Raw genomic sequence first — 13,402 nt, forward strand, 5'->3', positions numbered from 1 at the left:
CAATTGCGATCCTTTTTTATTTGAATCGATCGTTTTTTGTTCTAAAGGATCTGTCTAAGATATTGTTATCTCAATCTAATATCTAAAACTTTTTTTGATATTGGGTAAAATATCATCTATTATTCCGTTTGTAATAAATCACAGGTCTTATTGGATTGCGTTATGTTATTAATGCCAAACAGAGATTGGCAATGGAGATATAACGATTCGTATGGTGTCCTTAGCGTATCGTTAGGTTCGGAAATGGAATTTCTGACTCCTTATAAAGCCAAGACTTTGATACCGGATGCAATGAAAGAAGCAGAATTCAGCGTCGAGCACGCCAAGTTCTATATTGACCTGCTTGATCGTCTAACCAAATCACTGTCATTGACGGATGCACAAGTGGTTCAACTGGCATTGAATGCTACCGCTGCTCACTTTATGCAAAAACCGCAGATGCCCAAGTCATGGTTCTTCGACACCAGTGCTGTCTGTGTTTACAGTGAGCCGGGAAAGATGTTTGATCTCAAATGTCGTGGAGAGCGTGTGCTGGTGATGGTGGTTGAGACCGGGCTGCAGGCTTCTTTGGTAATGATGTTGGCCAACGAATGTCGACTCAGCGATGTCAAAACCCTGACCCGCTTTGAAACCATCAAGGTGATGCACGATCGTCTGCATCCGCTCAGGGCACAGCAGCAGATAGTTGCTGCCTGACAAAGGTTGTCAGCGAGTATGAACGGGGCCAATGGCCCCGCTTTTGGTTTGTCTTCAGCCTGAGAATGTCTGGCTCAAGTGGTCAATCAAGGCTCTCAGTGCCACCGGCATATGCTCTCTTGAGCTATAGAGAGCGTAGGCCGTCATGACTCTCGGTGTCCAATCCGGCAGCAAACATTGCAAGCTGCCATCTTTGAGTGCCTCAGCCAGCAGATAATCGGGCAGTTGGGCGATACCGCTGCCGGCCTGAGCCGCCCTGAGTAACACTGTCGCTTCATTGGCCACCAGTTGGCAGTTGACCGCCACAGATTCGTTCTGCCCTCCCTTGGAAAGATGCCAGAGATTGCGATTGAAATGGCGGTAGCCAAGGCACAGGTGTTGGCGAAGATCCCTGGGGTGCTGCGGCGCCGAATACTGTTTGAGGTATTCAGGAGAAGCCACCAGCTGCGAATTCACCTTGATAAGCGGCTTGCCAATCAACAAGGGATCCGGGCTTGAAGCAATACGGATCACCAGATCGACCCTTTCCGCCACCAGATCCACAGCGCGATCGCTCACATCCAACTCGATTTCCACCCCGGGATTAAGCCTGATGAATTGCGCGAGGCTCGCTGCCAGTCGTGCGTGTGCGAATGACATGCTACTGCTTATTCTCAGTTTGCCGGTCAATTGTCTGCGTCTCTCGCTTAGGCTGATTTCCAATGCCTCACGGGTCGAGAGTAACTGGCGACAATATGTCAGGCACTGATTCCCGGCATCTGTAAGGGTTACACTGCGAGTGGTGCGATTGAGTAATCTGGCGCCCAACCAATCCTCAAGCGTCTTGATATGGCGGGTTACCATGGCGCGCGACATCTCAAGCCGCTCGGCGGTAGCGGTAAAGCTGCCACTGGCGGCCAGATCCACAAAAACTTCGGCGGCGGTTAATCTGTCCATCTGCGATTACTTGTCCGGATTATACAACAATATTGCGCAATTTTAGCCGTATATCTGCATTAATTGAAATCATAAACTGGCCAACGTTGAAATTCACCGGAGTAAAACCATGCTTAAATCACTCGTATTGGCTGCCAGTTTAGTGTTGCCATTTTCTTTACACGCCGAATCGGACGCCCTCGACTTCAAAGTCTATAACGCCGACGGTAACAGCTTTCATGTCAACGCTACCCTGATAACCGGTGACAAGGAAGCCATTTTGGTCGACACAGGCTTCACCCGCGCCGATGCCTTGCGACTGGCCGCCGAGGTTCTGGACAGTGGCAAGCAGTTGACCACTGTATTCGTCAGCCAGGCGGATCCTGACTATTACTTCGGGGTTGCCACACTCAAACAGTTTTTCCCTAAAGCAAAATACCTGACGACCCCGGCGGTGCACGCACAAATTTCGGCCAAGCTGGAAGACAAGCTGAGCTTTTGGATCCCCAGAATGGGTAGCAATGCCCCCCTCAAGGCGCAGCTGCCAGAGATATTTAAAGGCAGTCAATTAATGCTTGAAGGCAAGGTGATTGAGATTAAAGGTGACCAGGGACTGCTGGCTGACAGGCCATACCTCTGGGTACCTTCCAGCAAAACCATTCTCGGCAATGTGGCCGTCTCCGGAGGCTTGCACCTGTGGATGGCTGATAGTCAGAGCCAGAGTGAGCGAGCGGCCTGGAAGGCACAGCTGGCGGAAATGGCGGCGCTTAAACCTGCCAAGGTGATCCCCGGGCACATGTTGTCTGAATCTTTTCTCGAGCAGGACAATATTGCCGCGACACTCAAGTACCTGCAGGATTTCGAACAAGCCGAAGCCGACACGCAAACCAGCGCTGAGCTTATTGACACCATGCAGCGTCTGTACCCGAATGCCGGGCTTGCAATGGCATTGGAGATAGGTGCCAAGGTCAGCAAGGGCGAGATGAAATGGTGAGGCTGCACTACTTTTTTGACCCCTTGTGCGGCTGGTGCCATGGTGCGGCGCCCCTCATTCATGCCTTGAGTGCCAGACTCCCGATATTATTGCATGCCGGCGGCCTGATGGAGGCAACAAGAATAACGCCGGGGCTCAGGCAACATATCCTCAGCCACGACAGCAAAATTGCCAAGCTGACCGGGCAGCCCTTTGGCGACGATTACACTCAGGGTTTGCTTCAATGCCCTGACGCCGTGTTGGACTCGGGACCGGCCATTGCCGCCATCCTGCTGGCCGAAAAGGCGGCGGGGCAGGGATTGGCGCTGCTGGAGATATTGCAGCGTGGCCATTATGTTCAGGGTTTAAGGCTTGCCGAGCCTGAAGTGTTACTGCAACTGCTGAAGGAGCTGCCGAGTCTCCAGGCACTGGGGCGCGAGAAATTGGCTAGCGATCTGACGGCGGTTATGGAAGCAAACTCAGCCGGGCAGATATCGCCGCTGGCGAGCCATATCGCCCAGAGCCGGGCCATGATGGCAAAGCTTGGATTGGCAGGCTTTCCGTCGCTGGTTCTGGAAAGCGAAATCGGTGAGTGGCACCCTGTGCCTTTGAACCGCTTCTACGGCCAGATAGAGGCAATGCTGGGTTGGTTTGACTCAAGTTTTGCCAAACAGCTCTCTGGGATTGGCGCCAAGAGAGGTAATCCGAAAGCCGCGCCAAGCGCTCCGGCGGCTTGTACCCTGGGAGGCGGCTGCGATTAAGCTTTCCGCATGGGTTCGAGCGGGCTTAAGGGCGTTGGAAGGGGCTGCAATTTTACTCTTGGCTTAAGTAGAAGCAGTGTAAGATTGCGATAAAAGCTGACAGCAGAAGGGGATGAATACCTATTAGCTGCATTCATCCTCTTCTCTTTTGCTTTGTTCGTTGGTACTGTGCCACTGCCTTATGTTGGCTTTGCTTTAATCCTGTGCCGCTTTGGCCTGGGTGTGGCGTTTGGCTAGGTTGGCATGGATATCATCGAGGGACAGTTGCTGATCTTCCAGCAGTACCAAGAGGTGGTAGAGGAGATCCGAGGCTTCATTCACCAACTCTTCGCGATCATGAGTGGCCGCCGCCAGCGCAGTTTCCAATCCCTCTTCGCCCACCTTCTGGGCAATGCGCTTGGTACCGCGCTGAAACAGCGAAGCGGTGTAGCTCTCGTTGGGGTCTTCTTCCTTTCGGGAGGCTATAAGGCTTTGCAGGCGATTGATAAAGGGGTGCACTTCGCCGCAGGCCGGATTATCCCAGCAGCTGTCAGTCCCCTTGTGGCAGGTGGGGCCTATGGGGTTGGCCTGCAGCAGCAGGCTGTCGTTGTCACAGTCCACTCCTATGCTGACCAATTGCAGCAGATTGCCTGAGCTTTCGCCCTTGGTCCACAGCCGCTGTTTGCTGCGGCTGTAAAAGGTCACCAGGCCTTTGCTCAGGGTGATATCCAGGGCTTCGCGGTTCATATAACCCAGCATCAACACCTTGCCGCTGTGAAAGTCCTGTACTACGGCCGGCAGTAATCCCTGTTGTTTGTCCCAGTCCAACTGTTTGAGCCAGTCGGTATTGTTTGTCTCGGTTGTCATATCAAATACCTGTATTAGGTTGTGGGGTAATGCCACATTAGCTGCGAATGGCGACGCCGCTTTGCTTGAGAAAGGCTTTCAGCGCCTGGATCTCTATGATCCCCTTGTGAAATACGCTGGCGGCCAGGGCGGCATCGACCTTGGCCTTGGCGAAGACCTCGAGAAAGTGCGCCATGGTGCCGGCGCCGCCGGAGGCGATAAGCGGCACATCGCAGACGGCTCTCACTTTGGCAAGCTGCTCGATATCATAACCCTGGCGCACCCCATCCTGGTTCATCACATTGAGGACGATTTCGCCGCAGCCCTGACGTTGCACCTCTTCGACCCAATCCAAGGTGTGCCATTGGGTGTCGTGGGTCGCCGCTTCATCGCCGGTAAACTGTTTCACCTTATAGCTGTTATCATTGGCATCGAAGAAAGAGTCTATACCCACCACTATGCACTGGCGGCCGAATTCATCCTGCAGCCTGCGAATAAGGCTGGGATCCGACAGTGCCGGTGAATTGATGGAGATCTTGTCGGCACCGAATGCCAGCAGCTCGCGTGCCTGGGCCAGGGTCTTGATGCCACCGGCCACGCAGAAGGGTATGTCTATCTGCTGCGCCACCCGGCTGACCCAGGACTTATCCACCACCCGCGAGTGGGCGCTGGCGGTGATATCATAGAACACCAGCTCATCGGCGCCTTCGGCGGCATATCTGGCCGCCAGCGGCACGATATCGCCTATGGTTTCGTGGTTACGAAACTGCACGCCTTTGACCACCTTACCGTCCCGTACATCGAGACAAGGGACTATACGTTTTGCCAGCATGCGATCGCCTCCTCTACGCTGAATTCGCCGGTTAGCAAGGCCTTGCCGATAATCAGGCCGCTGGCGCCGGAATCCCTGACTGCGGCCACATCATCCAGACTGGCGATACCGCCGGAGGCCTGCCAGGCGATATCGGGAAAGGTCTGCGCCAATTCGCGGTACAGGGCCGTGTTGGCCCCCTTCATGGTGCCATCACGACTGATGTCGGTGACCAAGGCATGTTTAAGGCCCAAAGGGGCAAACTGGGCCACCAGAGATTCCAGGGTTTTGCCACCGCCACTCTGCCAGCCGTGAACCGCCACTATTTTCTCGCCCGCGGCATTGATATTGACATCCAGCGCCAGACAGATGGCATCAGGGCCGTATTGTTCGAGCCAGGCGCCAACCAGTTTGGGCTCACGCACCGCCAATGAACCTATCACTACCCGGTAAACCCCGGCCTTGAATAGTTCATCAAGCTGACGCTGACTGCGCACGCCGCCGCCCACTTGAAGTGGTGTATCCAGGGCGGCCGCGAGTGACGCTATCAGGCTGCTTTGGCAGCGGTCAGGGTTCTTGGCGCCGGTCAAGTCCACCAGATGCAAGAGTGAAGCGCCCTGGGCTTGATAAGCGAGCAGTTGGGCTTCAGGTTGCAGATTGAAGCGGGTCTCCTGTTGGTAATCGCCCTGAAACAGGCGCACTACCTGACCTTCTATAAGATCGATTGCCGGTATGATCATGCTGCAGCTCCGTTAAAATTATCCTGGGTCAGAGTGAGAAAGTTAGCCAGGATAAGGCTGCCGATAGCGGCGCTCTTTTCCGGGTGAAACTGCACTCCCATAAAGTTGTCTTTGGCAATGGCGGCACTGAAACGCTCGCCGTAACAGCATTCGGCTATGGTGGCCGCGGAAGGCGCGGCGCAAAAGGAATGGACGAAATAGCAGTAGCTGCCTTCATCGATACCGGCAAACAGCGGGTGCGCCTGGCCGTTGGCATCAAGTACGGGGCTCAGTTGATCCCAGCCCATATGCGGACTGGGCAACCCCTTGCAGTCGAGCTGGCGTATAGTGCCTGGGATCAGCCCAAGACACTGGCATTCATCGGCATCCTCGCCACTTTCCTGCGAGCTGTCACACATGAGTTGCATACCGAGACACACTCCCAGCACCGGCTGTTTCAGCGCCTTGATAACAGGAATTAACTGCTTTTCAGTGAGCGCCGCCATGGCGGCTCTGGCTGTGCCCACCCCGGGAAGCACCACTCTTTCGGCGCTGCGGATAACCTCGGCATCATCACTGATACAGACGTCGGCACCGAGGCGCTCAAAGGCGTATTTCACCGAGCTCAAGTTGGCGCAGCCGGTATCAATTATCACTGTCTTGGCGACGGCTTGGGTCATTACAACACTCCCTTACTGGAAGGCAAGGCATCGCCTTCAACCTTGATGGCCTGGCGCAGAGTGCGCCCCAGCACCTTGAACAGCGCCTCTACCTTGTGGTGGTCGTTGTCGCCCTCGCAGCCAAGGTGCAGGGTGCAGCGCAGGCCGTCGGCAAAGGAGCGAAAGAAGTGCGCTACCATCTCTGTGGCCAGCTCACCGACCTTTTCCCGCTCAAATACGGCGTTGAACTTGAGGAAGGGACGACCGGAGAGATCCAGCAGGCAGTCGCCGCGGGCTTCATCCATGGGCAGGGAAAAGCCGAAACGGGCTATACCGCGTTTATCGCCCAGCGCCTGACGCAAAGCATCGCCCAGCGCCAGCGCGGTATCTTCCACACTGTGGTGATCGTCTATCTCAAGATCGCCGTCAACCTTGACTGCCAGTTTGAAATTGCCGTGGGTGGCAATCTGATCCAGCATGTGATCGAAAAAGCCTATGCCGGTATTGATGTCGCTGTTGCCGGCGCGGTCGAGATCCACCTCGACCCGAATGTCGGTCTCTTTGGTGGTGCGCACCACAGTTGCCTGGCGACCCCGGCTCAAGAGGGCATCACAGATATCGTCCCAGTTGAGCTTTTCCCTGTCATAGCGATAGCCGGTCAAGCCCATGGCCTCGGCCAGGGCAATATCGGTTTCCCGATCACCAATAACCGCCGAGCGGGTGAAATCCACCAAGCCCTGGGTCAGAAACTCTTTTACCAACCCGAGTTTGGGTTTGCGGCAACTGCAGTTTTCATCGTTGAAGTGAGGGCAAATCAACACCTCGCTGAAGTTGACCCCCTGGCTTGAAAAAATCTGCATCATCAGATTGTGGGGCGCATCGAAGTCTTCTTTCGGGAAGGAGGGGGTGCCCAGGCCATCCTGATTGGAGACCATCACCAAGCGGTAACCGGCGCTTTGCAGTTTGAGCAGCGCCGGAATAACGCCGGGTTCAAACACCAGCTTATCCAATCTGTCCACCTGTTTGTCGGTTTGCGGCTCTTCAATAAGGGTGCCGTCGCGGTCGATAAAGAGTATTTTCTGGCTCATTGATGTTTCCTTGTGCCGGCCGCTGCCGGGCTGATTATTATCGTTATTGCACCTGGCTCAGGGCGGCGAGCAGCCGCTCGGTATCTGAGTCATCGCTGAAACTGAAACGTATGGCGTCGACAAGACGCGGATCCCGGTAGCTGCGGGCGACTATGCCAAAGCGCTGCAACTGCTCACGCACCTTGGGGGCATCGGCGAAATACGCCAGCAGATAGTTGCCGCCACTTGGCAGTACCCGGGCACCGAGTCTTTCCAGCGCCGCAGCCACTCTTTGCCCCTGAGTCTTGAGCAGCGCCACATCGGCCTGCATTCTGGCTATGCCCTCAGGGCTTAATGCCAAAGCCGCCAAGCGTGCCACAGGGACAGGTACCGGGTAGGGGGCCTGCACCTGTTTTACCATCTCGATAATGCCTTCATTGGCCAGCATAAAGCCGCAGCGGGCTCCGGCCAGGGCAAACGCTTTGGAGAGGGTGCGCAGCACGACTAAGTTGGGATACTCCTTGAGCAAAGAGACGGCGCTCAGCTCGGGACTGAATTCAATATAGGCTTCATCCACTACCACTAGCGTGTCTGGCATGGCCTCGAGCACCCGCAGAATTTCACCCTGGCTTACCCAGGTGCCTGTGGGGTTGTTGGGGTTGCAGATAAACAGCAGTTTGGCGCCTTGGGCCTGGGTTAACGCTTTGGGCAACTGAAAGTTGTCATCCAACGACAGTGTCTTGACCTCGACATTGAAGGTCGCGGCGCTGATGGCGTACATGCCGTAGGTGGGGCCAAAGAGGGCGATGCTGTCTGCCCCCGGGGTGCAAAAGGTGCGGATCAACAACTCTATCGCTTCATCGGCGCCGCGGCTGCAGATGAGCTGCAAATCTGAGACTCCGGCATAGGCGGCATAGGCGGCTATCACCTCTGGCGGCTGGCACTCGGGGTAGCGGTTGACCCGGTCGATATCAGTGTGGTTGAAGGGGGATTCGTTGGCGTTGATCCAGACTTCCCCCTGGCCGCCAAGGCGCCTGGCGCTTTGATAGGGCTCGAGCGCCAAGAGCTCGGGGCGAGCCAGAGTAGCGGCAAGCTCGCGGCTTTGGCTGGTAATGGTTGCTGTAACCTTCTGGGCATCCGCTGTGGGGGTATTAATGGCTGCAGGCATGGTTGTTATTCCTCTACACTCGCCGACGGCGCGCTCGATCGCGATGATGAAACACTCTCGGATAAAGCACTTGGGGATGAAGCACTCTCGGTTGAACCTTCGGGGCCGGATACCCCAAGAGAGGCCAAACGCAGGGCAACGGCATTGCTGTGAGCGTCAAGTTGCTCTGCCTGGGCCAGGGTCATTACCGAGGGGCCCAAGGCACACAGACCTTCGGCGCTCAGCTCCTGCACGGTAAAGCGGCGGCAGAAATCCGCCAGTGACAGGCTGGATACCGAGCGGCTGTAGCCGTAGGTGGGCAGCACATGGTTGGTTCCGCTGGCGTAATCACCCACAGATTCCGGGGTGTAGGGGCCGAGAAATACAGAGCCGGCGGCGCGAATTTGTGCCAGCAGCGCTCTAGGACTGCGGGTCTGGATGATAAGGTGCTCGGGGCCATAGCGGTTGGAAACGGCTGCAGCCTTATCCAGTGAATCGAGCAGTAAAATACGGCTTTCGGCCAATGCCTGGCGGGCAATATCGGCGCGGGGCAGGGCTGCAAGCTGCTTGTCCAGCTCTTGGATGACGGCTTTTGCCAGCGATTCACAGCTAGAGAGCAATATCACCTGAGAGTCGGGACCGTGCTCGGCCTGTGACAGTAGATCGGCCGCCACAAAGGCTGGATTGGCAGTCTCATCGGCGATGACCAGCACTTCGGATGGCCCCGCCGGCATGTCGATACTGACTCGCGCCTTGGGATCCTGGGACAACTGGCGCTTGGCTTCGGTGACATAACGGTTGCCCGGGCCAAATATCTTGTCCACCGGTGTTATGGTCTCCGTGCCCAATGCCAGCGCGGCAATGGCCTGGGCGCCACCGGATTGGTAAATCTCTTCGATGCCGCATTCGCTGGCGGCGTAGATGATGGCGCTGTCTATTGGTGCCGGGCTTATCAAGACCCTGCGGCGACAACCGGCAATTCGGGCCGGCAGCGCCAGCATCAACACAGTGGAGATCAGCGGCGCGCTGCCGCCCGGTATGTAGAGGCCGACGCTGTCTATGGGCTCGCTTCTGAGCTCACAGCGCACTCCGGCCTGGGTATTGATATCCAAAGCCTGGGGTTGCTGCGCGCTGTGGAACACATCTATGTTGGCCATGGCGGTCTTGATGGCCTCTTTGAGCTCAGGGCTAACGTCCTGGGCAGCGGCCTTTATCTGCGCCTGACTGAGGGCGATATTCTCAAGGGGGATATTATCAAAGCGCTCGCTGTACTCCCTGAGGGCTTGGTCCCCCTTGGCGGCGACGGCCTCAATGATCTCGCTGACGCTCTGCTCGAGCACTTTGCTGCTTACCAAGGAGGAGCGCTGGAGCGCGGCGGCCTGCTCGCTTTCGCTCAGTTTGTCCCATACCAGATACTGCATGCTTCACCCCATCATCTTTTCAATTGGCATTACCAGAATCGAGCTGGCACCGAGCTTGGTCAGCTCTTCCATTGTGTCCCAGAATAGATCTTCTGTGCTGACCGCGTGGATGGCGACCCGGTTGCTGTCATCGTTGAGCGGCAACACAGTGGGGTTCTCGGCGCCGGGCAGTAGGGCAACAATCTGCTCCAGGGTTTCAGTGGGAGCGTGCAGCAGGATATATTTGCTTTCCCGGGCGCGGATGACGCCGTTGACCCGGCTCATCAGCTTGTCGATCAAGGCCTGTTTGGCCGGGGTTTGGGTTTGCTGTGATTGGATGACACAGGCCATGGAGCGAAAGATCACTTCGGTCTCGTACAAGCCATTGGCTTCCAAAGTGGCGCCGGTGGAAACCAGATCGCAGATCCCGTCGGCGAGTCCGGCGCGGGGGGCCACTTCTACCGAGCCCTTGAGCATACAGTCGCGATAACTTATGCCTTTATTTTGCATAAAACGGCGCAACAGGTTGGGATAGGAAGTGGCAATTCGCAAGCCTTCCAGTGAGGCGGCATCCTGATAAGGGAACTCACTGGGTACCGCCAGTGATAAACGGCAGGCGCCGAAGTCCAGTTGTCTGAGTTTGTTGCAGGCCGAAGGTTTGCCCAGTGTTTGCCGTTCTATCTGCTCCTCTTCCAGCACATTCTCGCCAATGATCCCCAAATCGACCACGCCATCCATGACCAGGCCGGGAATGTCGTCATCACGCACCCGCAGCAGATCCAGTGGCATATTGTCGGCGTGGGCTATCAGACGCTGTTCGTTAACGGTGAATTTTACGCCGCAGTTTTTCAGCAGTTGTTGTGATTCTTTCGAAAGCCGGCCCGATTTCTGGATGGCGATGCGCAGTCGATTTGAAGTCATAGTGGTCATTCCTGTTGGTCAATTCAATCTTGGTTAAAAAACTCAAATCCGGAAACGAAAAACCCCCGGAATTCCTTCCAGGGGTTTTCAGATCTTATGAATCAACCGCCAGAAGGAATGAACCTTCGGCAGTCAGCTCCGAAGGCTACCGCTCGTGGTGGTGATGGATAGCGTTGCGAAGCTGTGTCATGTAATAAATCCTGTGATTTCACGCTGTAATTTTGCAGCGCATAAACATTCAATTCTGAGCCAATTCGGCTGGTGTGTTTTAAGCTAATCCCTTTGACTGGAATTTGCAACACCCAAAATCAAAAAATGTCTGCTGCTTGAAAAGGATTCATCAAGCGGCCCGCTTGGGCATAAGTTTGCGAATCGTTAGCGTGGCTATGTTAACTATGTCAGCTATGTCAATGCCAACTCTGTCAACTATGCCAACTCTGTCGGGTAGAGCGGCTTGGCGATAAGGTTTGTCCCTTGTATCCGTCACTCAAATAGCGATAATGCACGCCATACCCCAGGGCAAAATGGAGCACAATGCGTAATCGACTCGTCAGCGAAACGGCACTGGCCTTTGCCCCGGGCGGCCCTTTGGCCACCAATATCAGGGGCTTCAAGCCTAGAGAGCAACAACTGGAGATGGCCCACGAAGTGGCCCAGTTACTCCATGGCTCAAGCGGCGCTGCAGTGCCTTTGGTGCTCGAAGCCGGCACCGGGGTTGGCAAGACCTTTGGTTATCTGATCCCGGCGCTGCTCTCCGGCAAGCAGGTGATTGTCTCCACCGGCTCAAAGAACCTGCAAGAACAGCTGTTTTATAAAGATCTGCCGGCCTTGCTGCAGATGCTGGATCTGCAAGTTCGGGTGGCGCTGCTCAAAGGGCGCAACAATTATCTGTGTCAGTTGTTGCTGGAGCAGCAGTTGGATGGCGCCCAGAGCCGCAGCCCGGAAGTGCTCGATGATCTGCTCAGGATAAATCAATGGGCCGCGGCCAGCACAGATGGCGATCTCGGTACTCTGGCCACGGTTTCCGAACAGTCGCCGGCACTGGCGCTGGTGGCTTCTTCGAAAGAGCGCTGCACCGGCAAGCGCTGCGCCTTCTATGACAGCTGCTTTACCCGCAAGGCCAGACAGAAGAGCCTGGAAGCCAGGATTATCGTGGTTAACCATCATCTGTTTTTTGCCGACAGGATCCTCAAGGATACCGGCTTTGCCGAGTTGTTGCCCGATGCCGATGCGGTGATTTTCGATGAGGCTCACCTGCTCGCCGATATTGCCGTAACCTACTTTGGTCGCCAGCTGTCGCTCGCGACCATGCAGCGAGTGCTTGAGCGGGTGGAAGCGGTATATCAACAGGAACTCAGGGATACTTCACAACTGAGCGATCTCGCCAGGCGCTGCGGCTCCCGCCTGGCGGATTGGGCGCAGATGACCCAGGCTTCAGGGCAAAGCGACTGGCGCCCCTTGTTGGCCGATAAAGAACTTGCGAGGCAATGCTGGCAGCTGCTCGAAGAGTTTCGGGCGCTGGAGCGGGTGATGCTGGCCAATATCGGTCGCAGTGATGAACTGGATGATTGCCTGGAAAAATGGCTAGATTACTGTAGGCAGCTGGAGCAGTTTTTCAACTGTGAAGATCAAAGTGCGGCTTACAGTATAGAGCAGGGCAGTCGCCTGCCGACGCTGAGAATGGCGCCTATTGATGTTGCCAAGGCGTGTCAGGCGCTGTTTGAGGTGCAAACCCGATGGCTATTTACCTCGGCAACGCTACAGGTGAATCGCAGTCTGAACCATTTTTGCCGGACATTAGGGCTTAAGGGGGCCAGGGAGCTTATTCTCGACAGCCCTTTTGACTATCGGCGCCAGGCGATTTTGTGTGTCCCCAGGGAGCTTGGGGATGTGCGCTCTGAAGGGGATTATCAGTTTCGGCGCCTGCTTGAGGTGTGTGAGCAGGCGATTAATGCTGCCAAGGGCCGAACCTTTATTTTGTTTACCAGTCACAGGATGCTCCAACGGGTGGCGCAGGCGCTTCATGGTCGCAGCCGTTATCCACTCTTGGTGCAAGGCAGCGCTGGTAAGCAGACCTTGCTGAAAAAGTTTCGTCAGCTGGGTAATGCCGTGCTGCTGGGCACCGGCAGTTTTTGGGAAGGCGTGGATGTGCGCGGCAAGTTACTCTCTTGCGTGATAATCGACAAACTGCCCTTTGTGTCTCCGGACGATAATCTCTATCGCGCCAGAGCCGCAGAGATCAGTAAGCGACAGGGTGACCCCTTTGTGGAGTTGGCCTTGCCCCAGGCTGTGATAGCACTCAAACAGGGTGTTGGACGGCTCATTCGTGACGAGAGCGACCGCGGTGTGCTAATTCTCTGTGATAATCGCATCGTTAATCGCAGCTATGGTCAGGCATTTCTCAACTCCTTGCCTCCCATGTACAGGACCCGCAATTTGCAATCTGCCTTGTCTTTTCTTGAAGGGATAGGTTGATTAAAAACAGTTAGATACTGTATTTGAGAGTGT

At 55.6% G+C, this 13,402-nt stretch carries 13 protein-coding genes; 4 read left to right on the forward strand and 9 right to left on the reverse strand.

Going from position 1 to position 13,402, the window contains the following annotated elements; translation table 11 throughout:
- The first annotated feature begins 162 nt into the window (after positions 1 to 162).
- Complete coding sequence (locus tag ACSHSR_RS09520; RefSeq protein WP_025011151.1) at positions 163 to 696, forward strand: cell division protein ZapC; 534 nt, start codon at positions 163 to 165, stop codon at positions 694 to 696.
- 54 nt (positions 697 to 750) lie between these two features.
- Here ACSHSR_RS09520 and ACSHSR_RS09525 read toward each other — a convergent pair whose 3' ends face one another.
- The gene (locus ACSHSR_RS09525; RefSeq protein WP_144190645.1) at positions 751 to 1,632 is read right to left on the reverse strand and encodes a LysR family transcriptional regulator; all 882 of its coding nucleotides are present in this window, start codon (positions 1,630 to 1,632) and stop codon (positions 751 to 753) included.
- Between the two features lie 109 nt (positions 1,633 to 1,741).
- On the opposite strand from ACSHSR_RS09525, the gene ACSHSR_RS09530 reads away from it, so the two are divergent.
- Together ACSHSR_RS09530 and ACSHSR_RS09535 are read left to right on the forward strand one after the other, a co-directional pair.
- Positions 1,742 to 2,605, forward strand: a complete 864-nt coding sequence (locus tag ACSHSR_RS09530) for an MBL fold metallo-hydrolase (protein WP_234504121.1) — start codon at positions 1,742 to 1,744, stop codon at positions 2,603 to 2,605.
- Entirely contained in the window at positions 2,599 to 3,345 is a 747-nt protein-coding gene (locus ACSHSR_RS09535; RefSeq protein ID WP_479631449.1) for a DsbA family protein, read from the forward strand. Before ACSHSR_RS09530 ends, ACSHSR_RS09535 begins: the two co-directional genes overlap by 7 nt.
- Positions 3,346 to 3,540: 195 nt before the next feature.
- Here the strand turns inward: ACSHSR_RS09535 and hisIE are convergent, their stop codons facing one another.
- From hisIE to hisG, 8 genes are read right to left on the reverse strand one after another with little or no spacing between them, the layout of a single operon-like run.
- Positions 3,541 to 4,191 carry a bifunctional phosphoribosyl-AMP cyclohydrolase/phosphoribosyl-ATP diphosphatase HisIE gene (gene hisIE / locus ACSHSR_RS09540; RefSeq protein ID WP_101055740.1) on the reverse strand — a complete coding sequence of 217 codons (651 nt, stop codon included), beginning with the start codon at positions 4,189 to 4,191 and terminating at the stop codon, positions 3,541 to 3,543.
- 37 nt (positions 4,192 to 4,228) lie between these two features.
- Entirely contained in the window at positions 4,229 to 5,002 is a 774-nt protein-coding gene (gene hisF / locus ACSHSR_RS09545; RefSeq protein ID WP_479631450.1) for an imidazole glycerol phosphate synthase subunit HisF, read from the reverse strand.
- A complete protein-coding gene (hisA, locus tag ACSHSR_RS09550) occupies positions 4,984 to 5,721 on the reverse strand; it encodes a 1-(5-phosphoribosyl)-5-[(5-phosphoribosylamino)methylideneamino]imidazole-4-carboxamide isomerase (RefSeq protein ID WP_479631451.1) in 738 nt (245 codons plus the stop codon). The genes hisF and hisA overlap by 19 nt, the downstream gene beginning before the upstream one ends.
- Complete coding sequence (gene hisH / locus ACSHSR_RS09555) at positions 5,718 to 6,380, reverse strand: imidazole glycerol phosphate synthase subunit HisH (RefSeq protein ID WP_208162301.1); 663 nt, start codon at positions 6,378 to 6,380, stop codon at positions 5,718 to 5,720. Before hisH ends, hisA begins: the two co-directional genes overlap by 4 nt.
- Positions 6,380 to 7,447, reverse strand: a complete 1,068-nt coding sequence (hisB, locus tag ACSHSR_RS09560; protein ID WP_345860662.1) for a bifunctional histidinol-phosphatase/imidazoleglycerol-phosphate dehydratase HisB — start codon at positions 7,445 to 7,447, stop codon at positions 6,380 to 6,382. Before hisB ends, hisH begins: the two co-directional genes overlap by 1 nt.
- A gap of 43 nt (positions 7,448 to 7,490) precedes the next feature.
- Positions 7,491 to 8,594: a histidinol-phosphate transaminase gene (hisC, locus tag ACSHSR_RS09565; RefSeq protein ID WP_479631452.1), complete on the reverse strand. Its 1,104-nt coding sequence runs from the start codon at positions 8,592 to 8,594 to the stop codon at positions 7,491 to 7,493.
- Between the two features lie 5 nt (positions 8,595 to 8,599).
- On the reverse strand, positions 8,600 to 9,994 hold the full coding sequence (hisD, locus tag ACSHSR_RS09570) for a histidinol dehydrogenase (RefSeq protein ID WP_479631453.1): 1,395 nt from the start codon (positions 9,992 to 9,994) through the stop codon (positions 8,600 to 8,602).
- Between the two features lie 3 nt (positions 9,995 to 9,997).
- The gene (gene hisG / locus ACSHSR_RS09575; RefSeq protein ID WP_025011635.1) at positions 9,998 to 10,894 is read right to left on the reverse strand and encodes an ATP phosphoribosyltransferase; all 897 of its coding nucleotides are present in this window, start codon (positions 10,892 to 10,894) and stop codon (positions 9,998 to 10,000) included.
- Positions 10,895 to 11,428: 534 nt separating this feature from the next.
- On the opposite strand from hisG, the gene ACSHSR_RS09580 reads away from it, so the two are divergent.
- The gene (locus ACSHSR_RS09580) at positions 11,429 to 13,369 is read left to right on the forward strand and encodes a DNA repair helicase YoaA (protein ID WP_096141878.1); all 1,941 of its coding nucleotides are present in this window, start codon (positions 11,429 to 11,431) and stop codon (positions 13,367 to 13,369) included.
- Positions 13,370 to 13,402 lie beyond the last annotated feature (33 nt).

This window comes from Shewanella sp. VK101, from assembly GCF_056497865.1.

Coding starts and splice junctions, on each gene's coding strand:
- ACSHSR_RS09520 (WP_025011151.1), top strand. CDS start 163: ATGTTATTAATGCCAAACAGAGATTGGCAATGGAGATATAACGATTCG.
- ACSHSR_RS09525 (WP_144190645.1), bottom strand. CDS start 1,632: ATGGACAGATTAACCGCCGCCGAAGTTTTTGTGGATCTGGCCGCCAGT.
- ACSHSR_RS09530 (WP_234504121.1), top strand. CDS start 1,742: ATGCTTAAATCACTCGTATTGGCTGCCAGTTTAGTGTTGCCATTTTCT.
- ACSHSR_RS09535 (WP_479631449.1), top strand. CDS start 2,599: ATGGTGAGGCTGCACTACTTTTTTGACCCCTTGTGCGGCTGGTGCCAT.
- hisIE (WP_101055740.1), bottom strand. CDS start 4,191: ATGACAACCGAGACAAACAATACCGACTGGCTCAAACAGTTGGACTGG.
- hisF (WP_479631450.1), bottom strand. CDS start 5,002: ATGCTGGCAAAACGTATAGTCCCTTGTCTCGATGTACGGGACGGTAAG.
- hisA (WP_479631451.1), bottom strand. CDS start 5,721: ATGATCATACCGGCAATCGATCTTATAGAAGGTCAGGTAGTGCGCCTG.
- hisH (WP_208162301.1), bottom strand. CDS start 6,380: ATGACCCAAGCCGTCGCCAAGACAGTGATAATTGATACCGGCTGCGCC.
- hisB (WP_345860662.1), bottom strand. CDS start 7,447: ATGAGCCAGAAAATACTCTTTATCGACCGCGACGGCACCCTTATTGAA.
- hisC (WP_479631452.1), bottom strand. CDS start 8,594: ATGCCTGCAGCCATTAATACCCCCACAGCGGATGCCCAGAAGGTTACA.
- hisD (WP_479631453.1), bottom strand. CDS start 9,994: ATGCAGTATCTGGTATGGGACAAACTGAGCGAAAGCGAGCAGGCCGCC.
- hisG (WP_025011635.1), bottom strand. CDS start 10,894: ATGACTTCAAATCGACTGCGCATCGCCATCCAGAAATCGGGCCGGCTT.
- ACSHSR_RS09580 (WP_096141878.1), top strand. CDS start 11,429: ATGCGTAATCGACTCGTCAGCGAAACGGCACTGGCCTTTGCCCCGGGC.